This window comes from Amycolatopsis thailandensis (assembly GCF_042723255.1).
Taxonomy (GTDB): domain Bacteria; phylum Actinomycetota; class Actinomycetes; order Mycobacteriales; family Pseudonocardiaceae; genus Amycolatopsis; species Amycolatopsis thailandensis.
Window position 1 is genome coordinate 26,302 of sequence record NZ_JBHXJK010000057.1, and the last position, 26,266, is coordinate 52,567.

Annotated in this window: 18 protein-coding genes; 14 read left to right on the forward strand and 4 right to left on the reverse strand. The window is 67.7% G+C overall.

What is annotated here, in order from left to right; translation table 11 throughout:
* The first annotated feature begins 19 nt into the window (after positions 1-19).
* From ACFWMR_RS23010 to ACFWMR_RS23045, 8 genes are all read left to right on the forward strand, one after another.
* Positions 20-148, forward strand: coding sequence for a DUF3105 domain-containing protein (locus ACFWMR_RS23010; RefSeq protein WP_378379824.1), 129 nt, complete (start codon positions 20-22; stop codon positions 146-148).
* Positions 149-947: 799 nt separating this feature from the next.
* Positions 948-2,213 (forward strand): aspartate kinase, encoded by a 1,266-nt coding sequence (locus ACFWMR_RS23015; protein ID WP_378379825.1) that lies wholly within the window; start codon positions 948-950, stop codon positions 2,211-2,213.
* Positions 2,210-6,274 (forward strand): Pls/PosA family non-ribosomal peptide synthetase, encoded by a 4,065-nt coding sequence (locus ACFWMR_RS23020; RefSeq protein WP_378379826.1) that lies wholly within the window; start codon positions 2,210-2,212, stop codon positions 6,272-6,274. The genes ACFWMR_RS23015 and ACFWMR_RS23020 overlap by 4 nt, the downstream gene beginning before the upstream one ends.
* Entirely contained in the window at positions 6,271-7,635 is a 1,365-nt protein-coding gene (locus tag ACFWMR_RS23025) for a diaminobutyrate--2-oxoglutarate transaminase family protein (RefSeq protein ID WP_378379827.1), read from the forward strand. The genes ACFWMR_RS23020 and ACFWMR_RS23025 overlap by 4 nt, the downstream gene beginning before the upstream one ends.
* Positions 7,636-8,532: 897 nt before the next feature.
* Positions 8,533-9,354: a type I methionyl aminopeptidase gene (gene map / locus ACFWMR_RS23030; protein ID WP_378379828.1), complete on the forward strand. Its 822-nt coding sequence runs from the start codon at positions 8,533-8,535 to the stop codon at positions 9,352-9,354.
* Between the two features lie 181 nt (positions 9,355-9,535).
* Positions 9,536-9,886, forward strand: coding sequence for a beta/gamma crystallin domain-containing protein (locus ACFWMR_RS23035; RefSeq protein ID WP_093937380.1), 351 nt, complete (start codon positions 9,536-9,538; stop codon positions 9,884-9,886).
* Positions 9,887-9,963: 77 nt separating this feature from the next.
* Complete coding sequence (locus ACFWMR_RS23040; protein WP_378379829.1) at positions 9,964-14,838, forward strand: DUF6531 domain-containing protein; 4,875 nt, start codon at positions 9,964-9,966, stop codon at positions 14,836-14,838.
* A 113-nt stretch (positions 14,839-14,951) separates the two neighbouring features.
* Entirely contained in the window at positions 14,952-15,101 is a 150-nt protein-coding gene (locus ACFWMR_RS23045) for a hypothetical protein (RefSeq protein WP_167406331.1), read from the forward strand.
* Positions 15,102-15,117: 16 nt separating this feature from the next.
* Here ACFWMR_RS23045 and ACFWMR_RS23050 read toward each other — a convergent pair whose 3' ends face one another.
* Positions 15,118-15,798, reverse strand: a complete 681-nt coding sequence (locus ACFWMR_RS23050; RefSeq protein ID WP_378379830.1) for a hypothetical protein — start codon at positions 15,796-15,798, stop codon at positions 15,118-15,120.
* 298 nt (positions 15,799-16,096) lie between these two features.
* On the opposite strand from ACFWMR_RS23050, the gene ACFWMR_RS23055 reads away from it, so the two are divergent.
* On the forward strand, positions 16,097-16,462 hold the full coding sequence (locus tag ACFWMR_RS23055; protein WP_378379832.1) for an ArsR/SmtB family transcription factor: 366 nt from the start codon (positions 16,097-16,099) through the stop codon (positions 16,460-16,462).
* Between the two features lie 471 nt (positions 16,463-16,933).
* Here ACFWMR_RS23055 and ACFWMR_RS23060 read toward each other — a convergent pair whose 3' ends face one another.
* Positions 16,934-17,932 carry a GlxA family transcriptional regulator gene (locus ACFWMR_RS23060; RefSeq protein ID WP_378379833.1) on the reverse strand — a complete coding sequence of 333 codons (999 nt, stop codon included), beginning with the start codon at positions 17,930-17,932 and terminating at the stop codon, positions 16,934-16,936.
* 120 nt (positions 17,933-18,052) lie between these two features.
* Here ACFWMR_RS23060 and ACFWMR_RS23065 point away from each other — a divergent pair, with 120 nt between their 5' ends.
* Positions 18,053-18,643 carry an isochorismatase family protein gene (locus tag ACFWMR_RS23065; protein WP_378379834.1) on the forward strand — a complete coding sequence of 197 codons (591 nt, stop codon included), beginning with the start codon at positions 18,053-18,055 and terminating at the stop codon, positions 18,641-18,643.
* A gap of 99 nt (positions 18,644-18,742) precedes the next feature.
* Complete coding sequence (locus ACFWMR_RS23070) at positions 18,743-20,902, forward strand: DUF6461 domain-containing protein (protein ID WP_378379835.1); 2,160 nt, start codon at positions 18,743-18,745, stop codon at positions 20,900-20,902.
* Positions 20,903-20,915: 13 nt separating this feature from the next.
* Here the strand turns inward: ACFWMR_RS23070 and ACFWMR_RS23075 are convergent, their stop codons facing one another.
* Both ACFWMR_RS23075 and ACFWMR_RS23080 read right to left on the reverse strand, forming a co-directional pair.
* A complete protein-coding gene (locus ACFWMR_RS23075) occupies positions 20,916-21,752 on the reverse strand; it encodes an alpha/beta fold hydrolase (protein ID WP_378379836.1) in 837 nt (278 codons plus the stop codon).
* 80 nt (positions 21,753-21,832) lie between these two features.
* The gene (locus tag ACFWMR_RS23080; protein WP_378379837.1) at positions 21,833-22,408 is read right to left on the reverse strand and encodes a TetR/AcrR family transcriptional regulator; all 576 of its coding nucleotides are present in this window, start codon (positions 22,406-22,408) and stop codon (positions 21,833-21,835) included.
* Positions 22,409-22,630: 222 nt separating this feature from the next.
* On the opposite strand from ACFWMR_RS23080, the gene ACFWMR_RS23085 reads away from it, so the two are divergent.
* Genes ACFWMR_RS23085 through ACFWMR_RS23095 form a run of 3 tightly spaced genes read left to right on the forward strand, consistent with a single transcriptional unit; the run spans position 22,631 to position 26,203 of the window.
* Positions 22,631-23,083: a (2Fe-2S)-binding protein gene (locus ACFWMR_RS23085; RefSeq protein ID WP_093937369.1), complete on the forward strand. Its 453-nt coding sequence runs from the start codon at positions 22,631-22,633 to the stop codon at positions 23,081-23,083.
* Positions 23,070-24,029, forward strand: coding sequence for an FAD binding domain-containing protein (locus tag ACFWMR_RS23090; protein WP_378379838.1), 960 nt, complete (start codon positions 23,070-23,072; stop codon positions 24,027-24,029). Before ACFWMR_RS23085 ends, ACFWMR_RS23090 begins: the two co-directional genes overlap by 14 nt.
* Positions 24,029-26,203: a xanthine dehydrogenase family protein molybdopterin-binding subunit gene (locus tag ACFWMR_RS23095; RefSeq protein WP_378379839.1), complete on the forward strand. Its 2,175-nt coding sequence runs from the start codon at positions 24,029-24,031 to the stop codon at positions 26,201-26,203. The genes ACFWMR_RS23090 and ACFWMR_RS23095 overlap by 1 nt, the downstream gene beginning before the upstream one ends.
* The last annotated feature ends 63 nt before the right edge of the window (positions 26,204-26,266 follow it).

The window sequence follows — 26,266 nt, forward strand, 5'->3', positions numbered from 1 at the left end:
CAAGGGAAAGCACCACGCTTTGCCAGGTCCGTACCACGGTTCGTCCGCCGTCGCGGCAGCGACCGCGTGGGGGAGACAGTTCGCCGTGGACGATCCGGAGGACCCGAGGATCGCGCGATTCGTCGATGTTTATCGGGCCGGTCCGTAGTCGGTCGAGAAAGGAGCGCCGTGCGACAGCGGCGTCCGGAAACCCATTACATTAGGGGTGATCAGTTCTTTGGTGGCGTATCCAGCGGTAAGTCCCATTGGTGGAGTTTGTGATCACTGAACCGTTTTCCGGCGTGGTTCGCGAGACGCTGACCGGTCGGCTCCGGACAAGAATGCCGTCCCGGTGAGTGAGGCGTTCACATCCGGTTCGACCGCGCGTTGGCGGACTGCAAACGACGCCAGGTGCCGCAACTCGACCCGCATTATGGGATTGACCTGTCCGAAGATGCCGTGTGTCCTGTTCCTGAACGGCGCCGACGCCCGGGTGTCTCCGCGCTGAACGACGGGAAAAATGCCGGGGTTCGTACTTTGAGGGCGCCATGGCCTCTTTGACGGGTTCCTCCCGGCTGGTGGAGAGGTAAAAGGATCTCGTAACTTCCGATGGGTGGTTAAATTCGTTCCGTCTTGCCGATCGACCGTTTTCTCGAATTTCGAATTGAATCCGAATACGTCATTCGTCTGACCTAATTCCATCGAAGTGGGCTGTTCGTACGTATGCCCTTGCGCATTGTCGCCGACTTATGTCGTGCGAACCCAATGGTTGACCTTTCGTACGGATGGAGGTACCCGTTCAAAGTTTCTCGCACTACTTTCCAATGCTGTCATCACGACTGCGCGACGCGCTTGGCCCGCTCGTTGTAGCGCAACCCGTGTCGAATGCGTGTATTCGTCACGGTCTATTCGGGTGCTGCTCATTGTCCGAATGCAAACCCAGCCATAACGGCGTTCTATTAAGGAAAATGGTGAATTCGACCCAAGATCTTGAAGTCAGCTTGGACCCGCCTTTACGAAAGGTGCGAAGCGAAGGGCTGGTCGTACGGAAATACGGTGGATCATCGCTGGCCACACCCCGGATGGTGGGTGATGTGGCCACCGAGGTGGCCTCGCTGGTAGAGGCGGGGGCTCGGGTGGTCCTGGTGGTGTCGGCCATGGGGGACACCACCGACCGGCTGATCGCTTTGGCCGGGGAGTTCGCCGAGCCGCCGTCTCCACGTGAACTCGATCAGTTGATGGCGACGGGGGAGCAGGTTTCCGCGTCGGTGCTCGCCATGGCGCTGGCGGAGCGCGGCGTGGAAGCCGTTTCGCTGTCCGGTGACCAGGCCGGGATCGAGGTGAGCGGTGACCCCGGGGCGGGGACGATCGTCCGGATCGACCCGGAGAAGATCATCACGCGGCTGCGTGACGCGCAGGTCGTCGTGGTCGCCGGGTTCCAGGGACGTGACGCGAACGGGGAACTGCTGACCCTGGGAAGGGGCGGCTCCGACACCACCGCGGTGGCGCTGGCGGCCGCGCTCGGCGGTCCCGAATGCGAAATCTGCACCGACGTGCACGGCGTCCGCACCGCCGACCCCCGGATCGTGCCGGACACCCAGCCGGTCCAGGAGATCTCCTACGACGCCATGGTCGAGCTCGCCGGCGTCGGTGCCCGGGTGCTCCACCCCAGGTCCGTCGAACTCGCGCGCCGTCACGGGGTGGCCGTGCGGGTGACGCATTCCTCGGATCCCGGTCCTTCCACCGTCGTCACGGGAGAGCCGTCCCTGGAAGGCACTCCCCGCGTCATCGGCATCGCCCACGAACGCGACGTGCGGCTGGTCAGGGTCGAGGTTTCGGCGTCGGAGCCGGACCAATACGCCCGCGTGCTCACGACGCTCGCCGGATGCGGGGTGAAACCGGAGAACCTGAGCTGGCCCGATCCCGGCGAACTGCGATTCACCGTCCGGGGCTCGGAGCCGCTCGGGCGGCCGATCACGGAACTCGCGGTGGAACTGGACGCCCGTTCCACCGTTTTCGAGGAACTGGGCTCGGTTTCCGTCGTCGGCACCGCGTTGCTCGACCCACCCGGCTTCCTGCCCGAGCTGCTGCGAGTCCTCGCCGATCACCGTGTCACGGTGCCGGCGATGACGACCTCGCAGTCTCGCCTCACCGCCGTGATCCCCGCCGATGCCGTCGACACGACCGTCCGCGCCCTGCACGAGTCGTTCGGCCTCGCGGAGGACAGGACATGAGCCCGTACGGCCAGCCGTCGGGTCTGTTCACCACCGACGGCCTGGTCCTGACGTGCGACGGTCACGAACAGCGGGTTCGCTGGAGCGTCGGCGATCGGCTCGAGCAGTTGTACGAGCGGCTCTGCGACCGGTTGCACGCCGACGGTCTCGACGACCGTCTCGCGGTGGACACCGGGGGCACGAAGCTCACATTCGCCGGACTGGACGAACGGGCCAATCGCCTCGCCCGCCACCTGCGGGCGCACGGGGTCCTGCCCGGTGATCGGATCGGGCTGCTGTTCGACGAACCGGTTCATCCCTACGTCGCGATGCTGGCGGTGCTGAAGGTCAACGCGGCGTACGTGCCACTGGACGCGGGCTTTCCCGACGACAGACTGGGCTACATCGTCCGCGACGCGGGCGTCCGGCTGGTGCTGTCGATCTCGGGTCTGCGAGATCGGTTCGAGCCGGGCAGCGTCGACGTGCTCTGTCTCGACGAGGACGCGGACCGGATCGAGGCTCTGCCGGGTGATCGGCTCGGCGCGGCCGAGAAAGGCGCGCCGGCGGACGAACTCTGTTACATCGTCTACACCTCCGGCTCGACAGGGCGGCCGAAAGGCGTGACGATCGACCACGCCGCGATCTGCAACTTCGTCAGCGTCGCCGCCGACGTCTACGGCATCCAGGGCACCGACCGGATCTACCAGGGCATGACGATCGCGTTCGACTTCTCGGTCGAGGAGATCTGGGTCCCGTTGCTGTGCGGTGCGACGCTCGTGCCGAAACCCGGCGGCACCAGCCTCGTCGGCCACGAGCTCCTCGAATTCCTGCGGGACAACAGGATCACCGCGCTGTGCTGCGTCCCGACCCTGCTCGCCAGCCTGGACGAGGACCTGCCGTTGCTGCGGTTCCTGCTGGTGTCCGGTGAGGCGTGTCCGGAGGACCTGGTCCGTCGCTGGTACCACCCGGACCGCAGATTTCTCAACGTCTACGGTCCGACCGAGGCCACGGTCACCGCGACGTGGTCGGTGCTGAGACCGGATCGGCCGGTGACCATCGGGGTGCCCCTGCCGACCTATTCGGTGGTCATCCTCGACCCGGACGAAGCGAGAGCACTGGCCGCCGGGGAACTGGGGGAGATCGGGATCGCCGGGATCGGGCTCGCCGGGGGCTACCTGAACCGGCCGGACCTCACCGAGCGCGCGTTCATCCCCGACTTCCTCGACATCGGGCACAACCCGTCGCAGCGCATCTATCGCACCGGTGATCTGGGCCGGATCACCCCGGACGGCGAGATCGAATACCACGGCCGCGCCGATACGCAGGTGAAGATCCGCGGTTACCGGGTCGAGCTCACGGAGATCGAATCGGTCCTGTTGCAGATACCCGGGATCGCCCAGGCGGTGGTCGAGACCCACCACCCGGAGGCCGGTACGACCGAACTGGTCGCCTACTACAGCCTGCGACGCGACAAGACGACCGTCGACGCCGGAGAACTACGCCGCCGTCTGGGGGAGCTGCTGCCGGGCTACATGGTGCCCGCCTACCTCGAACAGCTCGATCACATTCCCCTGACGCCGGCGGGCAAGGCGGACCGGAAGAACCTCCCGGCGCCGACGAATCCGCGAAGAGCGGCGAGTGACGTCGACTACGTGGCACCGGCCACCGAGACCGAACAACACCTGGCGGAGGCGTTGGGCGGGGTCCTCGGGATCGAGCGGATCTCGGCGACGGGACACTTCTTCGACGACTATGGCGCGGACTCGCTGCTGCTGGCCAAGTTCTGCGCGCGGGTGCGGGAACGCGGCGAAGTCGCGCCGTTGTCGGCGAAAGACGTGTACCTCAATCCGACCGTTCGCGCGCTGGCCGAACTGGCTCCCGCTTCGCCCCGGGGCGGGGTCGCCCGCGCCGAGGAACCACGCCGGGCGTCCACCAGGGCCTATGTCCTCTGTGGCCTGTTCCAGCTCGTCATCTTCCTCGCCTACGCCGCGGGTTCGGGATGGATCCTGGACAAGGGGTTCGCCTGGATCACCGCGACGACCGGGACAGTCGACGTCTACCTGCGCGCGGTCGCCTTCGGGCTCGTCGTTTTCGTCGTGCTGTCGGTGGTGCCGATCGTGGCGAAGTGGACGATCGTCGGACGGTGGAAACCGGGGGAGATCCCACTGTGGAGCCCTGGCTACCTGCGCTTCTGGACGGTCAAGACCCTGGTCAGGTTCAGTCCGCTGATGCTGTTCACCGGCACTCCGTTGTACTCCTGGTACCTGCGGGCGCTCGGCGCGGACATCGGCAAGGGGGCCTTGATCCTGTCCCGGAACCCACCGGTCTGCACCGATCTGCTCCGTGTCGGAGCGGGAGCCGTCATCCGGAAGGACGTCTTCTTCTCCTGCTACCGCGCCAGGGCGGGCCGGATCCAGACCGGCAGGGTCACCCTCGGCGACCACGCCTTCGTCGGTGAGATGACCGTGCTCGACATCGACACCGCGATCGGGGACGACGCGCAGCTCGGTCACTCGTCGTCCTTGAACACCGGGCAGGCCGTACCCGACGGCGAATCCTGGCACGGCACCCCCGCCCGCCTCTCTACAGTGGACTATCGGGCGTTGGGGACGGTGGCGCGCAACGGGTTCCGGCCGTTCGTGTTCTGCTTGTCCAGCCTGCTGCTTCTGCTGCTGGTGACGCTTCCCGCGACTCTGGGCGGCACGGAACTGGTCGTCGACCGCCTGTTCACGGCGACGGCGGACTTCACCAGCTGGGCCTTCTACCGGGACCAGATCGTGGGTTCGGCGCTGCTGTACTTCGGGGGATTGTTCGCCGGGCTGGCGGTCTTCCTCACGATCCCGCGCCTGCTCAACCTGTTCATCCGGCCGGGCCGGGTCTACCCCCTGTACGGAACGCATTTCGGGATCCAGCGGCTGATCGCGCGGCTGACGAACCTGCGGGCGTACACCTACCTGTTCGGCGACAGCAGCTACATCGTGTACTACCTCCGCGCACTGGGGTACGACCTGTCGAAGATCCACCAGACCGGATCCAACTTCGGGGTCGAGGTCAAGCACGAGACCCCGTTCCTCAGCACGGTCGGCACCGGGACGATGGTCTCGGACGGTCTTTCGATGCTCAACGCGGACTTCTCCGCCTCGTCGTTCCGGCTGCGCCGGACCGCCATCGCGCCACAGGCGTTCCTGGGCAACGAGATCGCCTTCCCGCCGGACGCGCGAATCGGGCGGAACGTCCTGCTGGCCACGAAGGTACTCGTGCCCTTGGACGGGCCGATCCGGGAGAACGTCGGCCTGCTGGGGTCACCGGCGTTCGAGATCCCCCGGAACGTCCGCCGCGACAGCGGGTTCGAGCACCTCAGCACCGGAGACGGTTTGCGCCGGAGCCTGGTGGCGAAGAACCGGCACAACATCGGCACCATCCTCGTCTACGTGCTGGTGCACTGGCTCCATCTGTTCGGTGTCGCCCTCGTCGGGACGGCCGCCGGCGTCGCGCACGACAGGTTCGGGCCGCTCGCCGTCGGCGGTGGCATCGTGGCCTCGCTTCTGTTCACAGTCGCGTACTTCATGTTCGCCGAACTCGCCGTGCAGGGCTTCCGGTCGCTGCGACCGCGGTTCTGTTCGATCTACGATCCGGTGTTCTGGCGGCACGAGCGGTACTGGAAGCTCAGCCCCGCTCGCTATCTCGCGTTGTTCAACGGGACACCGTTCAAATCGTTCCTCTGGCGGTGCCTCGGCGTCCGGATAGGACGGCGCGTCTTCGACGACGGATGCGCCATCCCGGAGCGGTCCTTGGTGAGCATCGGTGACGACTGCACGCTCAACCTGCACACCGTCCTGCAAGCGCATTCGCTCGAGGACGGCACGTTCAAATCCGATCACATCGCCGTCGGCCCGGCCTGCACGCTCGGCACCGGCGCCTTCGTCCACTACGGAGTGACGATGGCGGAGGGCGCTATCGTCGAGGCGGACGCGTTCCTGATGAAAGGCACCGCCGCCCCGGCGCGAACCCGCTGGCAGGCCAATCCGGCGGTCGAACTCGACACGGCGGAAATCATCACCGCGGCAAGGAGGCTGCCATGACCTATACCCATACAGCGAAACCGGCGCCCCGCGTCGACGGTGATCTGCCCGGCCCTCGCTCGGCCGAGTTCCTCGAACACCAGCGACAGTGGGAATCCAGCGCGCGGGCCTATCCGCGCAACCTGCCGATCGCGATCGCGGGCGGTGAGGGCAGCTACATCCGTGACATGGACGGGAACGTCTTCATCGACTTCCTGGCAGGCGCGGGTGTGCTGTCCCTCGGTCACAATCATCCCGAGCTGGTGCAAGCGGCCAGCGAGCAGCTGAGCGTGCTCACCCACGGCCTGGACTTCCCGACACCGGCCAAACGCGAGTTCGTCGACGCCCAGCTGTCCATGCTGCCACCCGGCATGCGCTCGCGGATGCGGATGCACTTCTGCGGTCCGGGCGGGGCCAACGCCGTGGACGCCGCGATCAAGCTCTGCAAGACCGCGACCGGACGCGGTGATCTGGTGACCTTCCAGGGCGGGTTCCACGGATCGAGTCACGCGGCGATGGCGTTGACCGGTCTGGTCTCCCAGAAACGGCCGATCACCAACGGAGTGCCCGGGGTGCACTTCTTCCCCTATTCCTACTGCGCACGCTGTCCGGTCGGGCTCTCGCGGGAGACCTGCGAGACCAACTGCGTGGGCCTGCTGGAGCGCTCCTTGCGCGATCCCAACGGCGGGATCCCGCTTCCCGCCGCGGTGATCCTGGAGATGGTGCAGGGCGAAGGCGGGGTCATCCCGGCGGACCGCGATTTCGTGCGGCGTGTCCGCGAGCTGACCGCGGAACTGGACATCCCGCTCGTCGTCGACGAGGTGCAGACCGGCTGCGGTCGCACCGGGACCTGGTTCGCGTTCGAGCACTACGACATCGAACCCGACGTGATCGTCGCCTCGAAGGCCTTGAGCGGGATGGGGTTGCCGGTGGCGGTCATCCTCTACGACGAGCGGCTGGACGGCTGGGCACCCGGTGCGCACACGGGGACGTTCCGCGGCAACCAGGCCGCCTTCGCGGCGGGCACGGCGGCCGTCCACATCGTCCGGCGCGACGACGTGCTCGGCAACGTCCGGGACCGTGGGCGGCAGCTCGAAAGACGGCTCGGGGTGCTGCGAGGTCATCCCTGGGTCCGTGAGTTCCGCGGCCTCGGCCTGATGTGGGGGATCGAACTGGCCGATCCCCGCGACGGCCGACCGGCGAGCGGGTTCGCCCGTGCCGTCCAGGCGCACGCGCTGCGGCAGGGCCTGATCGTCGAACTCGGCGGCCGCGACGACAGCGTGATCCGGCTGATGCCCCCGCTCACCGTGAACGAGGAGGAGGTGGAGCTGGCCTGCGCGATCCTGCTGGACGCCGTCGAGCACTGCGTCTCGGCCCGGTAGAGGTAGCGAGAGCGGAGGCACAGGGGCCAAGTGGGCCTCGGATACCGAGCTCGCCTCCCGCGATTCGGGCTTGAGCGGACCAGTACTCGTTTCCTGCTCGGCTTGGGCTCGTTTCCCGGCGCTTGCCGCATCGCCACCTTCGGACCGGTATCTGTCGACCCACACCGGCCAGAGCCGATGTGCAGTGTCAGCGGTGGCACGGTCGAGTGTGGAGGATGCCGGCTCAGCTACTGCCGGACCCAGTAGGTAGGCAAATACAGGTCGGCTAGAACGACACTTGCCACTCACGACCACCCCGACCGACTCGGTCCCGGCGGCCCGCCCGCCTGCCAAGTACATGAAGGCCCCCTTCCTTGCGCCTATCGCAAGGAAGGGGGCCTTCATGTACTTGGCAACGCGTGAAGGTCGAGTTCCCTCGGCTGAGCAGCGTGAAGGGGGCCTTCACGGAAAGTGGCTTCCGCAACGCCGCCTTCCCGGCGGATCGCATCAGGTCGAGGTGGTCGTGAGTCGCAAGTGGGGTTAGAGCCAATCGTGTCTTGAGTACCTACGGTCCGGCGGGTTTCGCGTGACCGCACGGACGACACACGTGACTGTGTGGACGGCTCGTGTGATCAGACGGACGACACGCGGCGCCAGCCGAGTCCCCGTCGCGTGTCGTCCGTCCAGTCACGTGTGTCGTCCGTCTGATCACAGGTGCCGTCCATCCGGTCACGCGAAAGTGAGGCAGAGGTGTCGTGCTCGACGTTGAGGAAAGAGAGGTCGTGAGTGGTAAAGCCGGTTAGAACGACCCAAAACACTCACGACACCGGGCCCACTCAGGAGACATCGTTGGTATTATTATACCACTTCGTGTTAGGCTGCCGGTATGATAATACCAACCCTGGACGTGAGGCTCCCGTGATCGAACTGAAGACGCCCGCCGAGATCGAGCGCATGCACGTGACCGGGCGTTTCGTGGCCGAGGTGCTCACCGAAGTCGGCGAACTCGCCGACGTGGGCGTCAACCTCATGGACCTGGAACACCATGTACGCGGGATGATCGAACGGCGCGGGGCCGAGTCGTGTTACTGGGACTACGCGCCGTCCTTCGGCAAGGGGCCGTTCCGCAACGTCATCTGCCTGGCGGTCAACGACGCCGTCCTGCACGGCCTGCCCCACGACTACGTACTGCGGGACGGCGACGTGCTCACCGCGGACTTCGCGGTCACGATCGACGGCTGGGCGGCCGACTCGGCGCGCACGGTCATCGTCGGGACGGCCGCCGAGGAGGACCTGCGGATCGTCCGAGCCACCGAGGAAGCTCTGGAGGCGGCGATCGACGTGGCGCGTCCCGGCAATCGTCTGGGTGACATTTCGGCGGCCATCGGAGCGGTCGCCCGTGATCACGGCTATCCGGTCAACACCGAGTTCGGCGGCCACGGCATCGGCCGCACCATGCACGAGGAACTCCACGTTCCCAACAAAGGTAAAGCCGGCCGCGGCCTGACGCTCCAGCCGGGGCTCACCCTCGCGCTCGAACCCTGGTTCGCCCGCACGACCGACCGGATCGTCTTCGACCCCGACGGCTGGACCATCCGATCGGCGGACGGCTCGCGCGCGGCGCACACCGAGCACACGGTGGCCGTCACCGAGGACGTCCCCTTGGTGCTCACCCGTCGTGAGCAGGAGGCACCCGTGGCGCGGGCCGGGTCCGATCGGCTGTCCACAAAGGATTCTTGAGCCCTTCGAGTCAGCCGTACGAGTGATCTCGGGCACCTTCCTGCCTCTTCGGTCAGTGTCGGGACGCACAACAGGCAGGGTCACGGACTTTTCGTTCCTCGTCGTTCCAGCGTGGATAGGCTCGCTCCCGCCCCGTGAACGAATGGGCGATCATCCCTGCGAGGAAGGAAATCCAGCCATAATGCGAAAGAGTCTCAAGAGGCTTTCGGTCGTCGGTGCGGCCGCCCTCGGCCTGCTCGTCGCGATTCCGGCGAGCCCCGCCTTCGCCATCGGTGAGGTCGCCTGCGGCAACAGGGACGACTTCGTGAAGCTGGACATTTCGTTCGGCAACGGCATGGGGACCAACAAGTGCTTCGCGAACGCCGGAGTCACCGGCACGAACATCGGCGGCGTCTACAACGTCTTCTCGGGCAACAACAAGGTGACCGTCAACTACGAGCGCAACGGCCGGTACGAGACTTCGACGCTGGGCTACTGGCAGGGTGTGGGCTTCTCCGGCACCGTCCGCGTGTACGAGGTGCGCATCTGGTGACAGCCCGCTGAGCTGTGTCATCCGATGGCCGGGCGGTGTGACGCCGTCCGGCCATCGCTCCATGCTTGAATCAAGTCATGAGCAATCCCCTCGTCGCGCCGGTCAAGGACTCGACAACTGCGGTGTCGGGCGTGCCGTTGCTGGAGGGCGCGCTCGACCTGAAGTCCGCGATCGAGAGTGGCGACTGGGCATCCGTCGCGATGGGCGCCGTGGGGACCGCGCTGGACGCGCTGACCGCGGTGATGGACCCGTTCGGGGCGGTGTTCGCCGCCGGTGTCGGCTGGTTGATCGAGCACGTCGGTCCGTTGAAGGAGGCCCTCAACGCGCTGACCGGCAACGCCGACGAGATCGCGGCGCAGGCGGAGACCTGGACCAACATCGCCAAAGAACTCGGGGAAGTCTCCGTCGAGCTGGTGGATCTGGTCGAGAAGGACCTCGGCAGCTGGTCGGGTGAAGCCGCTGACGCGTATCGGAAGCAGGCGAAGAACACGGCGACGCTGATCGAGAGCGCGCAGAAGGGCAGCGAGGGCGCCGGCAGCGGGGTGAAGACGGCCGGGGAGGTCGTCGCCGCGGTCCGGACGCTGGTCCGGGACATCATCGCCGAACTCATCGGGCATCTGATCTCGTGGGCGTTGCAGGTGGTGTTCACGCTCGGGATCGGGCTGGCGTGGGTGGTGCCGCAGGTCGTGGCGGCGGTGGCGAAGACGGCGTCGAAGATCACCGGTCTCACGACGAAGCTGGTGAAGGCGCTCAAGGCCCTCACGCCGTTGCTGAAGAAGGTCGACGATCTGTTCGGTGACGCCGCGAAGGCGTTGAAGAACCTCAAGGGCGGAACGGTCAAGCCGTCCGGCAAGCCCAAGGACATCAAGACCAAATCGCCCGATTCGAAGCCCAAGCCGAACCCGAAGGACGAAAACACCAGCCCGTCGGGAGACCACACCAATCCCTCCGGCGATCACGGTCCGTCCGGGGACAAGGGCAACACAGGTGGCGACAAGGGCGGTTCCGGCGGCGGGGACAAGAACGGCAACACCAACCCCACCGGCGATCACGTCACTCCTTCGGGTTCCGGCGGAGGCTCCGGTGGCGGGACCAAGAGCCCGCCTCGGGGAGGCGGGGAGAACCCGCCGAACAAGCCGGCCGCGCCGGACGAACTGAACCTCTGTGGCGACCCGATCGACATCGCCACCGGCGAGGTCGTGATGGTGCAGGACGACCTGTCGCTGGCGGGCCCGCTGCCCATCCGTATCCGCCGTACGCACATGTCGAGCTACCGGGAGGGCACCGGTTTCGGCCCGTCCTGGGCGTCGACCGCCGATCTGCGGCTGGAATTCACCGCCGATCACGTCCATTTCTTCTCCGACGACGGCACGGTCATGATGTTCCCGCGGCCCTTGCCGGGACTGCCGATGGAATCGCTCGCCGGGCCCTCGCGTGTGCTGATGGTGGACGAGGCGGGGCTGTATCGGCTCGTGACCTGGGATTCCGGGATCACGCTGTGCTTCGCGCCGGTGTCCGGCGCCCCGGCGGGAGTGCTGCCGCTGACCGCGTTCGAGCTCGGCGAGGACGGCCCGCGGATCGAGGTGGACCACGACGCCGACGGTGCCGGCCTGCGCTGGCGGCATTCCGACGGACGGGTGCTGGAGATCGACCGCGCACGCGGCCGGATCCACGCGGTGCGGATGACCGATCCGGGCCAGGGCCAGAACGTGGTCGTCATGCGCTACGGCTACGACGACGCCGGAAACCTCACCGAGGTTACCAACTCTTCGGGGCGGGCTCTGCGCTTCGACTACGACCCGCAAGGTCGTCTGGCGGAATGGCAGGACCGCAACGGGATCTGGTACCGCTACATCTATGACGCGGCCGGGCGCTGTGTCCGCACCGTCGGCGATCGGGGTTTCCTCGACTGCGCTTTCGAATACGAGCCGCGGCGGACCCGCTACACCAACTCCCTCGGCCACGTCACGGTTTTCGAGCTCGACGGGGCGCACCACGTGGTGCGCGAGACGGATCCGCTCGGCGCGTCCACGGTTTTCACCTGGGACGACAGGGGCAGGATGCTGTCGAAGACCGACCCGCTCGGCCGCACCACGCGGTTCACCTACAACGCCGATGGCGAGATCTCGAAGGTCACCCGGCCCGACGACACCGTGGTGCTGGTGAACCGCTCCGAGGACGGCGCGGTCGACGGGCTGGTGGCGGACGAGGGTGACCACACCCGCTACCGGGCGTACCCGGACGGCCTTGGGCCGGATCCGCGGCAGGATCCGGTCGGTGTCTCCGGCGGGATCACCATCGACACCGGCCCGGAATCGGACGACCCGGGCACCGAGGACCACGACCTGTTCGGCAGGCCGCGCTCGGTTCCGCACGGCAGGGGACGGGCCCGGATCGGCTGGACCGTCGAGGGGCTTCGGGCCTGGCGGGTCGGCTCGCTGAGCGAGCGGCAGAGCTGGCGCTACGACAGCGAAGGCAACGAGATCGAGCACGTCGATCCGTCGGGGCGCGCGACGCGGCGCGAGTACGGCCCGTTCGACATGCTGACCGCGGAGATCGATCCGGCGGGCGGGCGGACCCAGTACGCCTACGACACCGAGCTGCGGCCTGCCACGGTGACCAACCCCGCCGGGCTGACCTGGACCTACGAATACGATCCGGCGGGTCGTCTCGTCCGGCAGACCGACTTCGACGGCAGGCCGACCACCTACGCCTACGACGCGGCGGGCCAGCTCGTCCGGTCGGTCGACCCCGCCGGCCGGGCGACGGAATACGGCTACGACCTGATCGGCAACCTGGTCCGGATCCGCACCGACGACACGGAGACCACTTACGCCTACGACGTGGTGGGCGAACTGGTCCGTGCCGATGACGGCGAGTCCGTCGTGGAGTTCGAACGGGACGAGAACGGCCGGACGGTCCGCACCGTCACCGACGGACTCGAAGTGATCTTCGAGTACGACTCGGCGCAAGGCGCCATCAGCCGCCGGACCCCGTCGGGTGCGACCAGCGTCTGGTCCTTCGACAAGGAAGAGCGGCCGAGCGCGTTGTCGACCGCCGATCACCTCGTCGAATACGCCTATGACACCGAAGGCCGCCCGATCGACCGCCGTGTCGACGGAGGTGCCCGGCTTCGGCAGCAGTTCGACGCCGACGACCGGATCGTCGGCCAGACCCTCACCGACGCGACCGGCACCGTACTGCGGCACCGGGAGTTCGCGCGGTCGGCCGACGGCGATCTGACCGCCATCCGCGACGCCGCCGGAGGCGAGTCCTTCGGACGCGACGCGGCCGGACGGATCACCACCCACCTGGTCGACGGCGTGCGCGAAGACGTCGCCTACGACCGCGCCGGGAAGGTCGTGCAATGGGCCACCACGAACGTCGCCTACCCCGAAGCCGGACAGCGCACCTACGAGCGCAACACGGTCACCAGCGCGGGTGCGGTCCACTACGAACACGATGTGAGCGGTCGCCGTACCGCCAGGCACGAGGGTGACCGGATCTGGCGGTACGAGTGGGACGCGCGCAACCGGCTGACCGGTCTCACCACGCCGGACGGACGCCGCTGGCGGTACCGCTACGACCCGCTCGGCCGCCGCACGGCGAAGGAACTCCTCGGCCCGGACGGCCAGGTTGTCGAGCAGGTGCGCTTCGTCTGGGACGGCAATGCCCTGATCGAGCAGGCGCACACCGGGCCGTCAGGCGTCACCGTCACCACCTGGGAGCGGCGGCCGGACACCGAGGAACCGGTCACCCAGACCGACCAAGCCGCCGAATCGGTACGATTCCAGGCTTTCGTGAACGACTCCATCGGCACGCCGACCGATCTGCTCGACCCGGTCGGCATCCCGAACTGGAGCGGCCGCTGGACACTGTGGGGCCTGCCGTTGCCAGGGACGCCGTTCCCCGGCACACCGCTGCGGTTCCCCGGTCAGTACCTGGACGCGGAGAGCGGGCTCCACTACAACCTGCACCGCTACTTCGACCCGGCCACCGCGCGGTACCTCAGCCAGGATCCGCTCGGCCTCCCCGCCGGGCCCGATCCCGCCGGCTACCCGCACGACCCGACTTCGGGCTCGGATCCGCTCGGCCTGGTCTGGTGTCCCAAGAAACGCAAGTTCGTCGACGGCCCTGGAACCTCCGGAACCGGGCACAACGCGGGCAACACCGGGGGCAGCGCGAAGCGCCCTCGGACCGAGAACGACAACGCCAACCGCGGTGGCCGCACCAAGAACCAGGCGGGGACCACCGAAGAGGTCACGGCCACCTACGACAAGAACTCCACGCGCGGGAAGGATTTCGTCAACCAGCCGGACAAGAACCAGGTCACCGACGTCGACAAGCTGAACGAAAACTCGGTCATCCACAACAAGGTGGACACGGACGGGTCGGTGTACGGGGAGAACAAGCTGAGCGACGAGCTCGTGGAGACCCTGGAGAACACCCGGAGGAACAAACCCGACGCGGACGGGAACCAGTTCCTGAGGGCCGACGAGAAGTGGATCCGCGGGCACCTCGAGAACGGCGACATGGGCGGACCTGGCACCGCCGACAACATGATCCCGCTGACCCACACCGCGAACATGAACTACAAGAAGCTCGAATCGAGCCTGCACACCTTCGTGGACATCAACCCCGCCCTGGCGAGACGGGACGCCTCCGACATCGCCATCGACTTCAAGGTCAAGCCCAGCGACGAGGTGAAGTTCCCCAAATCCGACAACGACTTCGAACGCGGCATCCGCGATCACGTCGAGATCAACACCCAGTACACCGGGATCACCCCGGACATCGCCAAACGGCTGATGAACAGCAAGATGGACGTCCCGCTGCCGGACCTGCCCCCGCTGGGCACCAAGTTCGACACCATCAGCGGCAAGTTCACCAAGCCCGACGGCACCGAGTGGATCAAGAACCCGAAGGGGCACGACCTCAGCCAGTACCTGTGAGCGCCGCTGTGACGGGAAATTCGGCCGAAAAACCCGAATTACGCCCCGTGACTGTGATGCGGCCGTTAGAGTGATGGGTCGCAGTAGCCGTCACTCTTGAGGAGCAGCAGTTCATGATCGCCGACAGTGCGAATCAGCAGAGCGTGACCTTCCCGCAGGAAGCGACGCCGATCTTCGATCTCGTCGCGAAGATGGTGTTGCGGAAGCAGGCAGAAGACGAGCGCGACCTCGACCGCGAAGCCGGTCTCGCGACCTCGGCGTAGCTTCGGCTCGCCGAGGTCATTCGGCGGATCTGCCCGCCGCGCGGAGTTCCGCGGCGGTACGGCGGGCGTGGGCAAGGCCGTCGAGGATCCATTGTGGCGGTTGCCGGTCGTTGGTCGCGATCCGCTCGTAGGCGGCGACCAGCCTTTCCGCGATCTTCAGCCTGGTGTCCGCGGCCGCCGGTTCGCGTTCCGTCTCGGTCTCGCCCTGCTCGGACGGGATCGTGACGAGGGCGAGGTGCGAGGCAGGCGGGGGAGTCGCACCCGCTCCGGCCTCGGCCGGAGCTTCGGGTTGCCGTTCCGGGACAAGCGAGCGGCGCAGCCTGAAGGACGTCTGCCGTGTACGCCCCGGCACGCCTTCGCGGCGTGCGTCTTGTGAGGGAAAGGGATCCGCCCGGAACCGCGCGACCGCGGGCCAATACCGCGTACGCGCGGACTGCGGTGTCGCGTCGTCGAGCGAGCGGGAGATCTCCTGCCAGGTCTTTCCGTCGAGCCTCGCGGCGACCACGGCCGCGTCGAGGATCTGCTGCGCCATCCCGATCAGGTCCGAATGGTCCGGTGTGGCCCGCGTCGTCTCCTGATCGGCTGCCGTGTCCGCCCGGGCGGCGTTCGCGGCGAGGTCGGCCAGTTCTGCCGCGTGGGCGGCGAGCATCAGATGGGCCCGGGTGGCAGCGGCGGGCGCGGGGCGGCGTGTCGTCACCGTGCGCTCCTCGCGACGGGCCGGGCGGCGCTCGTGCGCCGGTAGGCCGACAAGGGGCTCGCGGAATCCCGCATGCCGTGGCTCACAGGTGTTCTCACCTTCTCTGGGTGTGCAGACTTGCATAAGTATGCAATTTAACGGTGTGTGCTGGGGTTGAAGAAAACGCAGGCTATGCCCTGATCGGGTGCGGTCCCGCCCGTTTCGCGCGGGGTGTTGTTTCGCGGGCGGCCTGGTCGGGCACGATTGTTGTCATGCGGACGGCCGGACCGATCCTTCCCCGTGCAGCGGAGGGATACCGATGAGCAGACCCCTGTACCAAGTGAAGGCGGAATTCTTCAAGACGTTGGGGCACCCCGTCCGGATCCGCGTGCTCGAACTCCTCAGCGAGCGGGACCATCACGTCTCGGAACTGCTCGCTGACCTCGGCATCGAGCCCGCCAACCTCTCCCAGCAGCTCGCGGTGCTGCGCCGGGCCAAACTGGTGGTGCCCCGCAAGGACGGTACGACCGTGTCCTACTCGCTGACCAGTCCGTCGGTGGCCGAACTGCTCGCCGTCGCGCGCGGAATTCTCACCAGTGTCATCACCGGCCAAATGGAATTGCTCGACGATCTGCAGAATTCCGCCACGTCTTCCGATGGTCCGAATTCGCCGGAAACGGGATGAATGGCCACAAGGATTACCGGGGCGCGCGATCGTCGTCAATTTCCTGACCGGTATCGGCATGCTTCCCGGTCAATTCCGAATTGCCGTCGCCGCCTCGTGAGGCCGCTCGCCTCGTTTCCTCGACCAGCGAGTCGAAGATGGGGGTCCCGCACTGCTCCACATGGTCCTCCGTCATGGCAGTTCGTCGTGCCCGGTCATCTTGCCCCGGAGCGGTTGCTCGATCCAGTCACGCCGGGCAATGCACTCGATAGAGCTCACCCTCGGGGGTGAGCTATTCACTCATGTGAAAATCAAGTGTAGGACACGCCTCGGCCCGCGCTCTTTCCGGACTTGTGGGCGTCCGTTTGCGGAAATAACGGTTCCGGTTCGTGATGTGGTGCGGGAAAAGGATTTCCGGGTGTCCGACGGAGGCCGCCGGGACCCAAGGTCGCAAAAGCCGCTTTCGGGGCGCCTAGCACTGTGAAGGGGCCTTCACAGACTGGGCTTGAGTCCAACCGCGGTCGGCTCGGCGTGCGACGTCGGCCCGGCGAACTCGACCCGGTAGCGCGTCGGCGTGGTGCCCAGCGCGGTGGCGAAGTGCTCGCGCAACCGGGCCGGAGTGCCGAAACCGGACTGCGCGGCGACGGCGTCCACGCCGAGCGCGGTCGTTTCGAGCAGGTGACGGGCTCGCGCGAGGCGTTGTGCCACCAGCCAATGGTGAACGGTGGTGCCGGTCCTGGCGCGGAAGGCGCGGGTGAAGCTGCTCCGGCTCATATGTGCTCGCGCGGCGAGCCCGTCGATGCCGTGCTGAGTGTCCAAACAGGACTGGACCCAGTTCATCACCTGGGTGAGAGGGTCGTCGTCCGGGGCGGGCACCGGAAGTTCGATGAACTGGGCCTGGCCGCCGGGGCGGTGCGGCGCGGCGACGATCCGGCGGGCGACGCGGTTGGCGACGAACTGACCGGCCGTGCGGGCGAGCAGGTGCAGACAGGTGTCGATCCCGGCGGTCGCGCCCGCGCCGGTCACGACGTCGCCTTCGTCCACGTACAGCTCTTCAGGGCGCAGTTCCACTGAAGGGAAGCGCCTTCGGAACGTTTCGACCCATTTCCAGTGGGTGGTCGCGGCGCGCCCGTCGAGGATGCCGGCGTCGGCGAGGGCGAAGACTCCCAAGCAGAGCCCGACGACGAGCGCCCCGCGTTCGTGCGCGGTCCGGAGCGCGGCGGACACGGGGGAAGGTGTCGGGGACTCCGGGTCGGACCACCACGGCACGACGACGATATCGGCTTCAGCGAGCGCGTCGAGCCCTGCGGGGACGTCGATGGCGTAGCCGGCGCTCGTGGGCAGGCTGCCCGGGTCCAGGGCGACGACTGTGATCGGCCACGGTTCCATGTCTCCCGCCGGCGATTCGGGTCCCCACACCAGCGACGGCACGGCGAGATGGAACGGGCTGATCCCTTCGAACGCCAGGACGGCCACACGCGGAGCGCTCATCGATCTTCCTTCTCGCGGATGTCGGCCGATCTCGACCATGGCTGACCCGAAACCGTATCTCGATATCGGATCGGGTCAGCCATCATGGTAGCCGTACCCACCGAATGCGAAGGAAACACGATGACCAGCACCACTCTCCGCGAAATCAGCACCTTGCCGACGACTCCGGCGACGCTCTCGGACTCGACGGTGATCCTCGTCGATTACCAGAACACCTACACCCGCGGCGTGATGGAACTCGACGGCTGGGAAGCGGCGCTCGACGAGGCCGCCACCCTGCTGGCCCGCGCACGGGCCGAAGGCGCGACGGTCATCCACGTCATGCACGACGGTGGCGAGGGCAGCCCGTACGACCTCAAACAGGACATCGGCCGGATCCACGAGCGCGTGGTCCCGGCCGCGGGTGAGCAGGTCGTGGTGAAGACCGCGCCGAACTCGTTCGTCGGAACCGAGTTGGGGGAACTGGTCGACGCCGCCGGGCACCAGAACGTCGTCGTGGCCGGATTCATGACCCACATGTGCGTCACCTTCACCGCGGAAGGCGCGTTCCTGCGCGGGAACGCCCCGACCGTGGTGGCCGCCGCCTGCGCGACGCGCGCGCTTCCGTCCGCCGCCGGACCGGTGACCGCGGCCGAGCAGCACCGTGCCGCGCTTGCCACGATCGGTGATCTCTACGCCGTCGTCGTCCCGTCCACGGCCGAACTCGGCTGATCGGCCTCAGCCGATCCCGGTGCGCTTTCGGAAGGACACCTGAAATCTGTCGGTGTGTCTCGCTACCGTGCCCGCGTTGTCGAACTGGGAGGGGCTGACATGGAGAGACAGACAGAGGTGCCGTCCGGGTTGACGGATGCCCTCGTGCCGGTGGTCACGGAGCTGATTCCGTTGCTACGCGGTCGAATTCCGCATGATCCCGCGGCGGCACTCGGCAGGCTGGGCGCGCCGGAAGCGAAGCCGGGCGTGTTCGGTGTCGTCGCGGGTCGGCTGATGGCCAGCTCTGGCGATCCGTCGGTGTCGGGCCGTTTGAGTTCGCTCGGCGCTCCCGTGACCGAGCGACTGCTCGGCGCACTCGAACTGACCTTGGACGAGTTGATGGTCGCCATCCCGGACGAAGTGAAGGCGGCGGTTCCGGGGCCGGACGCGACACCGACGCGCTTCGGCTTCGGGATGGTGGGTGGGCCGAATCCCGCGACCGACATCGCGGTGCGGCTGCTCGATCAGCTGCGGCCGGGAGTCTCCGAACTGGTCGTGGCGCTTGTCGCGGAGCTGGCCGCGCACGAGGCCATGGCTTCGTCGCTGGCCGCCGCCCCTGGCCTCACCGGCGAAGACGAATTGGCGGCCGAGCACGGAGCAGTGCATTTCGCGTTGGCCGTCGCGGTCGCCGTGGTGGTTCTGCGGCGAGTGGAAGCTCCGCTGGTCGCAAGCACCTCCGCCGCGGTCGTCGGTGTCGCACTGGGCGCTGTTTCGGCTCTGTTGAGCGAAATTCCGATGCCACCGGCGTATGCGGCGGCGCTGCTGGAGAAACGCCGGGCCGAGTACGTGTTGCCGGTTTGGGCGTCGTGTTCGGCAGAGGTGCGCGATCACAGGTTCACCCTGGCCGAGCGTTCCGAAGCCGGCGAGGCCGATTTCAGCGGGAATGGCCTCGCCGTCGCGGTCCCGGGTGGAGTCGCCGTACGGACCGGTCTCGATGAAGGGCACATGGCGGTCTCGATGCGGATCCTCGAAGGGCCGCCGGACGAGCTCAACCTCGACTGGTGGGACGAGATCGTCGAGATCTCTTGGCGGGCCGAGCGAGGTGACGCAGCCTTCATCGAGGGCAGCTCGCCTGGTTCGAGAACGCCGCCGTGGCCGGGTGATTTCCGGGTCCGGGTGCACGCGGTCGGCCGGGACGGCGAAGACCGCGAGCATTACGAACTCATGCTGTGGCAGGCGCCTCCGGGGCCGGAGATCGTGTACAAGCACGGTGACCGGCTCGGTTACGTCGTCCGCGGCGAACCCGTGCCCTACCTCGAGCGGCCGCCGGAAGCCGCTTACCGGTGGGTCTCCCAGAGCGTGCTGGGAGAGGCGGCGACGGTCACGATGGTGGCAGGGGCCTCTCCCGCCGAGGTGCTCCGCGGCTTCGGTGCGGATCCGGCCGCGGCCGCGGAGTCCGCCGAGGAACTCTCGCGGGAATTCGACCTCGACCCCTGGGTTTCCGTGCTGGCCGTCGAGGGCGGCGTGCTGGCCGTCGAGTTCAACGGCTTCCAGGGTTCGCACCCGGGGGTCTTGGAACCGGTGTCACGGGCGGGCCGGACGGCGAGCATGTACTGGAACGTCAACGCGCTGACCCGGCTTTCCTTCGCCGACGACGGGAAGGTTCTCGCGGCGTTCGAACTCGGCCACGCGGACGAGATAGAGGATCCCGAGGTGGACGAGGCTCTGTCCGGTCTGGATTTCGACAGCTATCGCGACAGACTGGAGAAGGGCCTTGTCGCCGTCGAGCGCTACACCGGATGCCGGCTGCGGAAGGAAGACCTCCAGCGGATAGGCGAGCTGGACGTCGCGTACCGCATCCTGCCGCCCCTGCCCGAGCTGTACCCCGAGGCGCGGAAAGCCGACGGATCGCGTGCGTATCCCGGGAGTGGTCCTTTGGGTGCCGAAACCGATCGGCTGGCCTTCGTGCCCGAGGAAAAATTGCGGGAGCTGGCTTGGCGGGCGGCGACCGCGGCGGCCGAGCACGCCGGCGTCGCCGCAGACCCGGTCGTCGCCACCGCGCTCGCGGAGCGTCGTCTGGGGCCCGATGCGGAACACCTGGCCAGGCGATCGCAACTGAGGGAGGGCCGGGACCACGCCTGGTTGTGGCAGGCGATCCACAACGCCACCAACCCGGATCCGCTGGCCGCTGCGATCAACTCGCTGTCCGCGGCGCGGTACGCCGCCGGGCCGGAGGGGGAGAACCTGCTGGAGTACGCCCGGCGAGTGGCCCGCGAGTAGTGCCGATCTCGGTTCAGGGCTGAGGGTTCGCGAAGAAGCCGGCCAAGGCTCGGGCGATCGGTCCCGGGGCGTTTTCGGTGGGGATGTGGCTCGCGCCCGGGACCCTGATGAGCGTGGTCCGCGGGATCTCCGAGGCGAACTTCTCGGCATACTCCACCCTTTCGAAGGCGTCGTCCTCGCCCCAGATCAGCGTCTTGGGCGTCGTGGACCGCCGCAACGCGGGAACGAGATCGAGGGTGTGACGGCTTTCGGCGGCGCCTGCCATGGCCAGCCAGGAGCGGCGGGACCGTGGATCGGCCCACGGTTCCAGGTACTCGTCGATCAGCTGCCCGGTGGCGGCCCCCGCGAGGTCGGTCGTCACGGCCTGGCGACGGGCGAGGAGAAATTCGTCGGGTGTGGCCGTCCGCTCCAGGAGCCGGGCGACATGGGGTGCGGGCCAGGAGTCGTAGGTGACCGAGTTGACCAGGGCCAGCCGGGAAATCCCCAGCGGTCCCTTGGCGAGGAGATGCTGGGCGACGGCGCCGCCGATGTCGTGACCGGCGACGGCGATCGGCTCGGCGATCTTCAGCGTCGCCGCGAACCGCGCCACCCATTCGGCGAGTGCCGGGACGGCCGCCGTTTCCAGGGTGAGCTCGCCGCCCGAACGCCCCAGACCGGGAAAGTCGACCGCGATGGGCCGCAGTCCCGCGTGGGCGAGTCCGTCCAGGACGGGAAGCCACACCCGGCTCCAGTACGTGCCGTGCAACAGCAAGACGGCCGGGCCGTCCCTCCCCGCGGTCAGGCAGCTGATCGTTTCGCCGCCGACCTGGACGGTGGTCCGCCTGACGCCGATCTCAGTGGCTTTGCCCATGAGACCACTGTGGATCCGGGCCGGCTTCCGGTCGAGGGGCCGGAAAGTCATTCATCGTCGCGTTCCTGCCAGGCGTCCCGTCAGGCCTGGGAGGTGCCCATCCCACGCCACAACAGGTCGAGCAGGCTCGCGACGTCGCGCCGCCACTCGCCGTTCGGGTCGAGGTACAGCAGGCCGCCCAGGCCGCGCAGAACGGTCTCAGGTGCCAGGTCCGCGCGGACGGTGCCGGCGTCGACGTTGGCTTTCAGCAGTGTGAAGACCGCGCCGACCATAGCCTCGTAGGCTCCGGCGGGCAATTCGCCGCGGGAGCTGGTCACGGCGCGCAGGGCGTCGGCCAGTCCGCGTTTGGTCATCATGTAGTGCGCCAAGTGATCGGTCGTCCACGTCCGGAAAGCCTGCTCCGGCGGATGCTTGTCGAGCAGGGTCGGCACGATGTCGACGAGCTGGCGCACCTCGCGCTCGTAGACCGCCAGGATGAGGGCCTCCGGGGAGGGGAAGTGCCGGTACACCGTGCCGACGCCGACTTCGGCCTGCTTCGCGATGGCGTTGAACGAGACCTCGCCCGACCCGGCCAAGGACTTCGCCGCGGTGGCGAGGATGCGCTCGTGGTTGCGCCGGGTGTCCGCGCGCCGGGGATTCACCGATCCCGTCGTCATCGCCCCTCCTGTTCGCCGATCCCGTTCCCCGGTGAATGTAGCCGAAGAATCCGAGGACCTGGAGCGACTCCAGGAGCCGACGTCGACATTGCGGAGCGGATCGGCTTCCGCTAGCTTGAAAGTGAAGCGGATTAATATCCGGTTCACTTCACGACTGACTCCCCACCACCTCAACCTACGCCGTCGGGCTCTCGGCCCGCACGATCGGCGGAAAGAGATCCAGTGGACATCTCACTCGAAGTCAATGGCAGGACGGAACAGCTGAGTGTCGATCCCGGGGTGACACTGCTGGACACGCTGCGGGAACGGCTCTCGGTCACCGGCCCGAAGAAGGGCTGCGACAGAGGGCAGTGCGGCGCCTGCACGGTGCACGTCGGCGGACGGCCGGTGCTCTCCTGTCTCACCTTGGCCGCCACCGTGAAACAGCCGGTGACCACGGTCGAAGCGTTGTCCACAGTGGACGGATTGCATCCGGTTCAGCAGGCGTTCGTCGATCAGGACGCCCTCCAGTGCGGATTCTGCACCTCCGGGCAGATCATGTCGGCGGTCGCGGCCGTCGAGCAGGACGTCGAGGACGTCCGCGAGTTCATGTCCGGCAACCTCTGCCGATGCTCGGCCTACCCGAACATCATCGCGGCGGTCGAGCAGGCGAGGCGGGCCGATGCGTCCCTTTGAGCTGCTCGCACCCGAGACCGTCGAGGACGCGGTCGCCTCACCCGGCACCTTCCTGGCGGGCGGGACCACACTCGTCGACCTGATGAAACTCAACGTCCTCACTCCACCGCAGGTGCTGGACATCAACGCGGTGCCGTTGCGCGGCATCGACACCGACGACGGGCTGCGGTTCGGCGCGCTGGAGCGGATGAGCGACATCGCCGGACATCCAGGCGTGTACCCGGCGATCTCGCGGGCGCTGCTGCTCAGCGCTTCCCAGCAGATCCGGAACATGGCCAGCATCGGCGGGAACCTGATGCAGCGCACGCGCTGCTCGTACTTCCGGGACGTCGCCATGCCGTGCAACCGGCGGGTTCCCGGCAGCGGCTGCCCGGCGATTTCGGGCGCCAACCGGATGCACGCCGTGCTGGGCACGAGCGATTCGTGCGTGGCGACCCACGCCAGTGACGTGGCCGTCGCCCTGGTCGCTCTCGACGCGCGGCTCCGGCTGGTCAGCGAGACCGGGACCCGCACGGTCGAACTGGGCTCGTTCTACCGCCAGCCCGGTGACACCCCCGAGGTGGAGAACGACCTGCGCCCCGGTGAACTGATCGCCAAGGTCGTCGTCCCTCGCCTGGATTGGGCGTCGAACTCGACTTACGTCAAGGTGCGGGACAGGCAATCCTACGAGTTCGCGCTGTGCTCCGCCGCGGTCGCGCTGCACGTCCAAGACTCGCGCATCGTCGATGCCCGGGTCGCGGCCGGTGGTGTCGCGACCGTGCCGTGGAGGCTGCCCGCGGTCGAGGAGGCCTTGCGTGGCGCGCCCACGACCGTCGCCGCGTTCGAAGAGGCGGCGGCGCTGGCCACCGAGGGTGCGCGGCCGTTGTCCGCGAACGGATTCAAACCGTCCTTGCTGCGCCGGACGATCGTCCGCGCGCTGCTGGAACTGACCGAGGGGAGCCGCTGATGACCAGTCGGGTGGACGGGCCGCTGAAGGTCACCGGCCGGGCCGATTACGGGGCGGACCACACCTTCCCCGGATTGGTCTACGGCTACGTCGTGCTCAGTACGATCGCGCACGGCGAGATCGAGGCGATGGACGTCACGGAGGCGAAGGGCGCTCCGGGCGTGCTCGGCGTGTACTCGCCGTTCGATCCCCTGGAACTGCGCACACCGACCACGGCGTTCATGGGCGAGACCTGGGTTCCTCTGCAGGACAAGGAAGTCGCCTACTACGGCCAGCCGATCGGCTTCGTCGTCGCCGAGACTTACGAGCAGGCACGCGACGCGGCGATGCTGGTCGAGGTCTCCTATCGGTCCAGGCCCGCGCTGACTTCGCTGGAGGACGGCCTCGCCACGGCCGAGGACGCGCCGGACTCGCGGGGTGGGCCTTCCTCGCTCGCCGTGCTCGCCCCTGGGGTCGAGTCCATCGAGGAGGCGCTGGCCGCGAGCCCGGTGGTCGTCGAGGCGACGTACTCCACCGCCACCCAGAACCACGCCGCGATGGAACCGCATTCCGCGGTCGCGGTGTGGGGACCCGACGGCCTGACGATCCACAGTGGAAACCAGGCATCCGATCTCCAAGCGGCGGAGCTGGCCGCGGCGCTGGACGTGAGCCCGGCCGACGTGCATGCGGTGAACCCGTTCGTGGGCGGGGCGTTCGGCGGCAAGGGCCGCACGTCCGTGCCGGCGTTCCTGGCCGCGGCGGCGGCGAGGGCCCTGGACAGGCCGGTGAAGGCCGCGCTCAGCCGGGAACAGGTCTTCACCGCGACTGCGGGCCGCGCCGCGACGGTGCAGAAGATCGCCCTCGGCGCGGAGCACGATGGCACGCTCAACGCCTTGCGCCACGACTCCTGGTGCAGCACGGCGGCGGACCGGTCGTTCGTCGAGCCGACGTCACACGGCACTTCGCGCGAGTGGTACGCGACCCGGAACCTGGCCATCAGCCAGAAGATCGTGCCGCTCAACGTGCCTCCGACGACGTTCATGCGGGCGCCGGGGGAGGCGCCCGGGTCCTTCGCGCTGGAGAGCGCGATCGACGAGCTCGCGGTGGCGATGAAGATGGACCCGATCGAGCTGCGTCAGCGGAACAACTCGAACGCGCCGCCCGGCAACGATCTGCAATGGTCGAGCAAGCATCTCGACGAATGCTTCCGCATCGGCGCCGACCGCTTCGGCTGGGCGGACCGCTCACCGCAGGGAAAGACCGACGGGGACTGGCTCGTGGGCGTCGGCACGGCCACCGCCATGTTCCCCGCGCTGCGGTTCCCGGCCACGGTCGGGGTCACCCTGCTGCCCGACGAAACGGCTGTCGTCGCGACCAGCGGGGCGGACCCTGGAACAGGGCTGCTGACCGTACTTTCCTTGGTGGGCGCGGAATCCCTCGACATCTCGCCGGATCGAGTGGTGCCGCGGCTCGGTGACTCGACGTTGCCGCCGGGTGGCATGTCGGGCGGTTCGACGGCGACCGCGAGCGCGGGATCGGCCATCATGATCGCCGCCGCCAAGGCGATCGACGATCTGTTGAAGCTGGCGTCCGCGCCGGGAGCGCCGTTCGAGGGCATGGAGGTCTCCTACGCGGACGGCAAGGTGTTCGCCGAGGGCCGGACGATGACGTTCGGCGAGCTGCTGCGGGCACTGAACCTGCCGTCGCTCTCCGTGGCCGGTTCGTCGGCGCCCGGCGAAGAGCTGACGAAGCATTCGTTCAGCTCGTTCGGCGCCCAGTTCTGCGAAGTCCGTGTGCACAAGTGGACGCGGGAGATCCGCGTGTCCCGCATGCTCGGCGTGTTCGACGCGGGCCGGGTCATCAATCCGACGGCCGCGCGGAGCCAGATCGTCGGAGGCATGATCTGGGGAGTCTCGGCCGCGCTGCACGAGGGGCTGGAGATCGAGGCCGACGGCCGATTCGCCAACGGTGACTTCGCGAATTACCTGATTCCGGTGAACGCGGACATCCCCGACGTCGACGTCCACTTCGTCGAGTACCCGGACACGCTGCACAACCCGGTCGGCGCGAAGGGCCTGGGGGAGATCGGCATCGTCGGGATGGCGGCGGCCGTCGCGAACGCCGTCCACAACGCCACCGGCATCCGGGTGCGGCACATCCCCATCCAGATCGAGGACCTGCTCGACGAGTCGTAGCCCCGGGTTCGGTCCCGAAGTACATGATGGCCCCCTTCCTTGCGCTAGGCGCAAGGAAGGGGG

Bases quoted from the DNA above. Each gene is read 5' to 3' on its own strand.
- ACFWMR_RS23015 (WP_378379825.1), top strand. From the start codon at position 948: ATGGTGAATTCGACCCAAGATCTTGAAGTCAGCTTGGACCCGCCTTTA.
- ACFWMR_RS23020 (WP_378379826.1), top strand. From the start codon at position 2,210: ATGAGCCCGTACGGCCAGCCGTCGGGTCTGTTCACCACCGACGGCCTG.
- ACFWMR_RS23025 (WP_378379827.1), top strand. From the start codon at position 6,271: ATGACCTATACCCATACAGCGAAACCGGCGCCCCGCGTCGACGGTGAT.
- ACFWMR_RS23035 (WP_093937380.1), top strand. From the start codon at position 9,536: ATGCGAAAGAGTCTCAAGAGGCTTTCGGTCGTCGGTGCGGCCGCCCTC.
- ACFWMR_RS23040 (WP_378379829.1), top strand. From the start codon at position 9,964: ATGAGCAATCCCCTCGTCGCGCCGGTCAAGGACTCGACAACTGCGGTG.
- ACFWMR_RS23045 (WP_167406331.1), top strand. From the start codon at position 14,952: ATGATCGCCGACAGTGCGAATCAGCAGAGCGTGACCTTCCCGCAGGAA.
- ACFWMR_RS23055 (WP_378379832.1), top strand. From the start codon at position 16,097: ATGAGCAGACCCCTGTACCAAGTGAAGGCGGAATTCTTCAAGACGTTG.
- ACFWMR_RS23060 (WP_378379833.1), bottom strand. From the start codon at position 17,932: ATGAGCGCTCCGCGTGTGGCCGTCCTGGCGTTCGAAGGGATCAGCCCG.
- ACFWMR_RS23065 (WP_378379834.1), top strand. From the start codon at position 18,053: ATGACCAGCACCACTCTCCGCGAAATCAGCACCTTGCCGACGACTCCG.
- ACFWMR_RS23070 (WP_378379835.1), top strand. From the start codon at position 18,743: ATGGAGAGACAGACAGAGGTGCCGTCCGGGTTGACGGATGCCCTCGTG.
- ACFWMR_RS23075 (WP_378379836.1), bottom strand. From the start codon at position 21,752: ATGGGCAAAGCCACTGAGATCGGCGTCAGGCGGACCACCGTCCAGGTC.
- ACFWMR_RS23080 (WP_378379837.1), bottom strand. From the start codon at position 22,408: ATGACGACGGGATCGGTGAATCCCCGGCGCGCGGACACCCGGCGCAAC.
- ACFWMR_RS23090 (WP_378379838.1), top strand. From the start codon at position 23,070: ATGCGTCCCTTTGAGCTGCTCGCACCCGAGACCGTCGAGGACGCGGTC.
- ACFWMR_RS23095 (WP_378379839.1), top strand. From the start codon at position 24,029: ATGACCAGTCGGGTGGACGGGCCGCTGAAGGTCACCGGCCGGGCCGAT.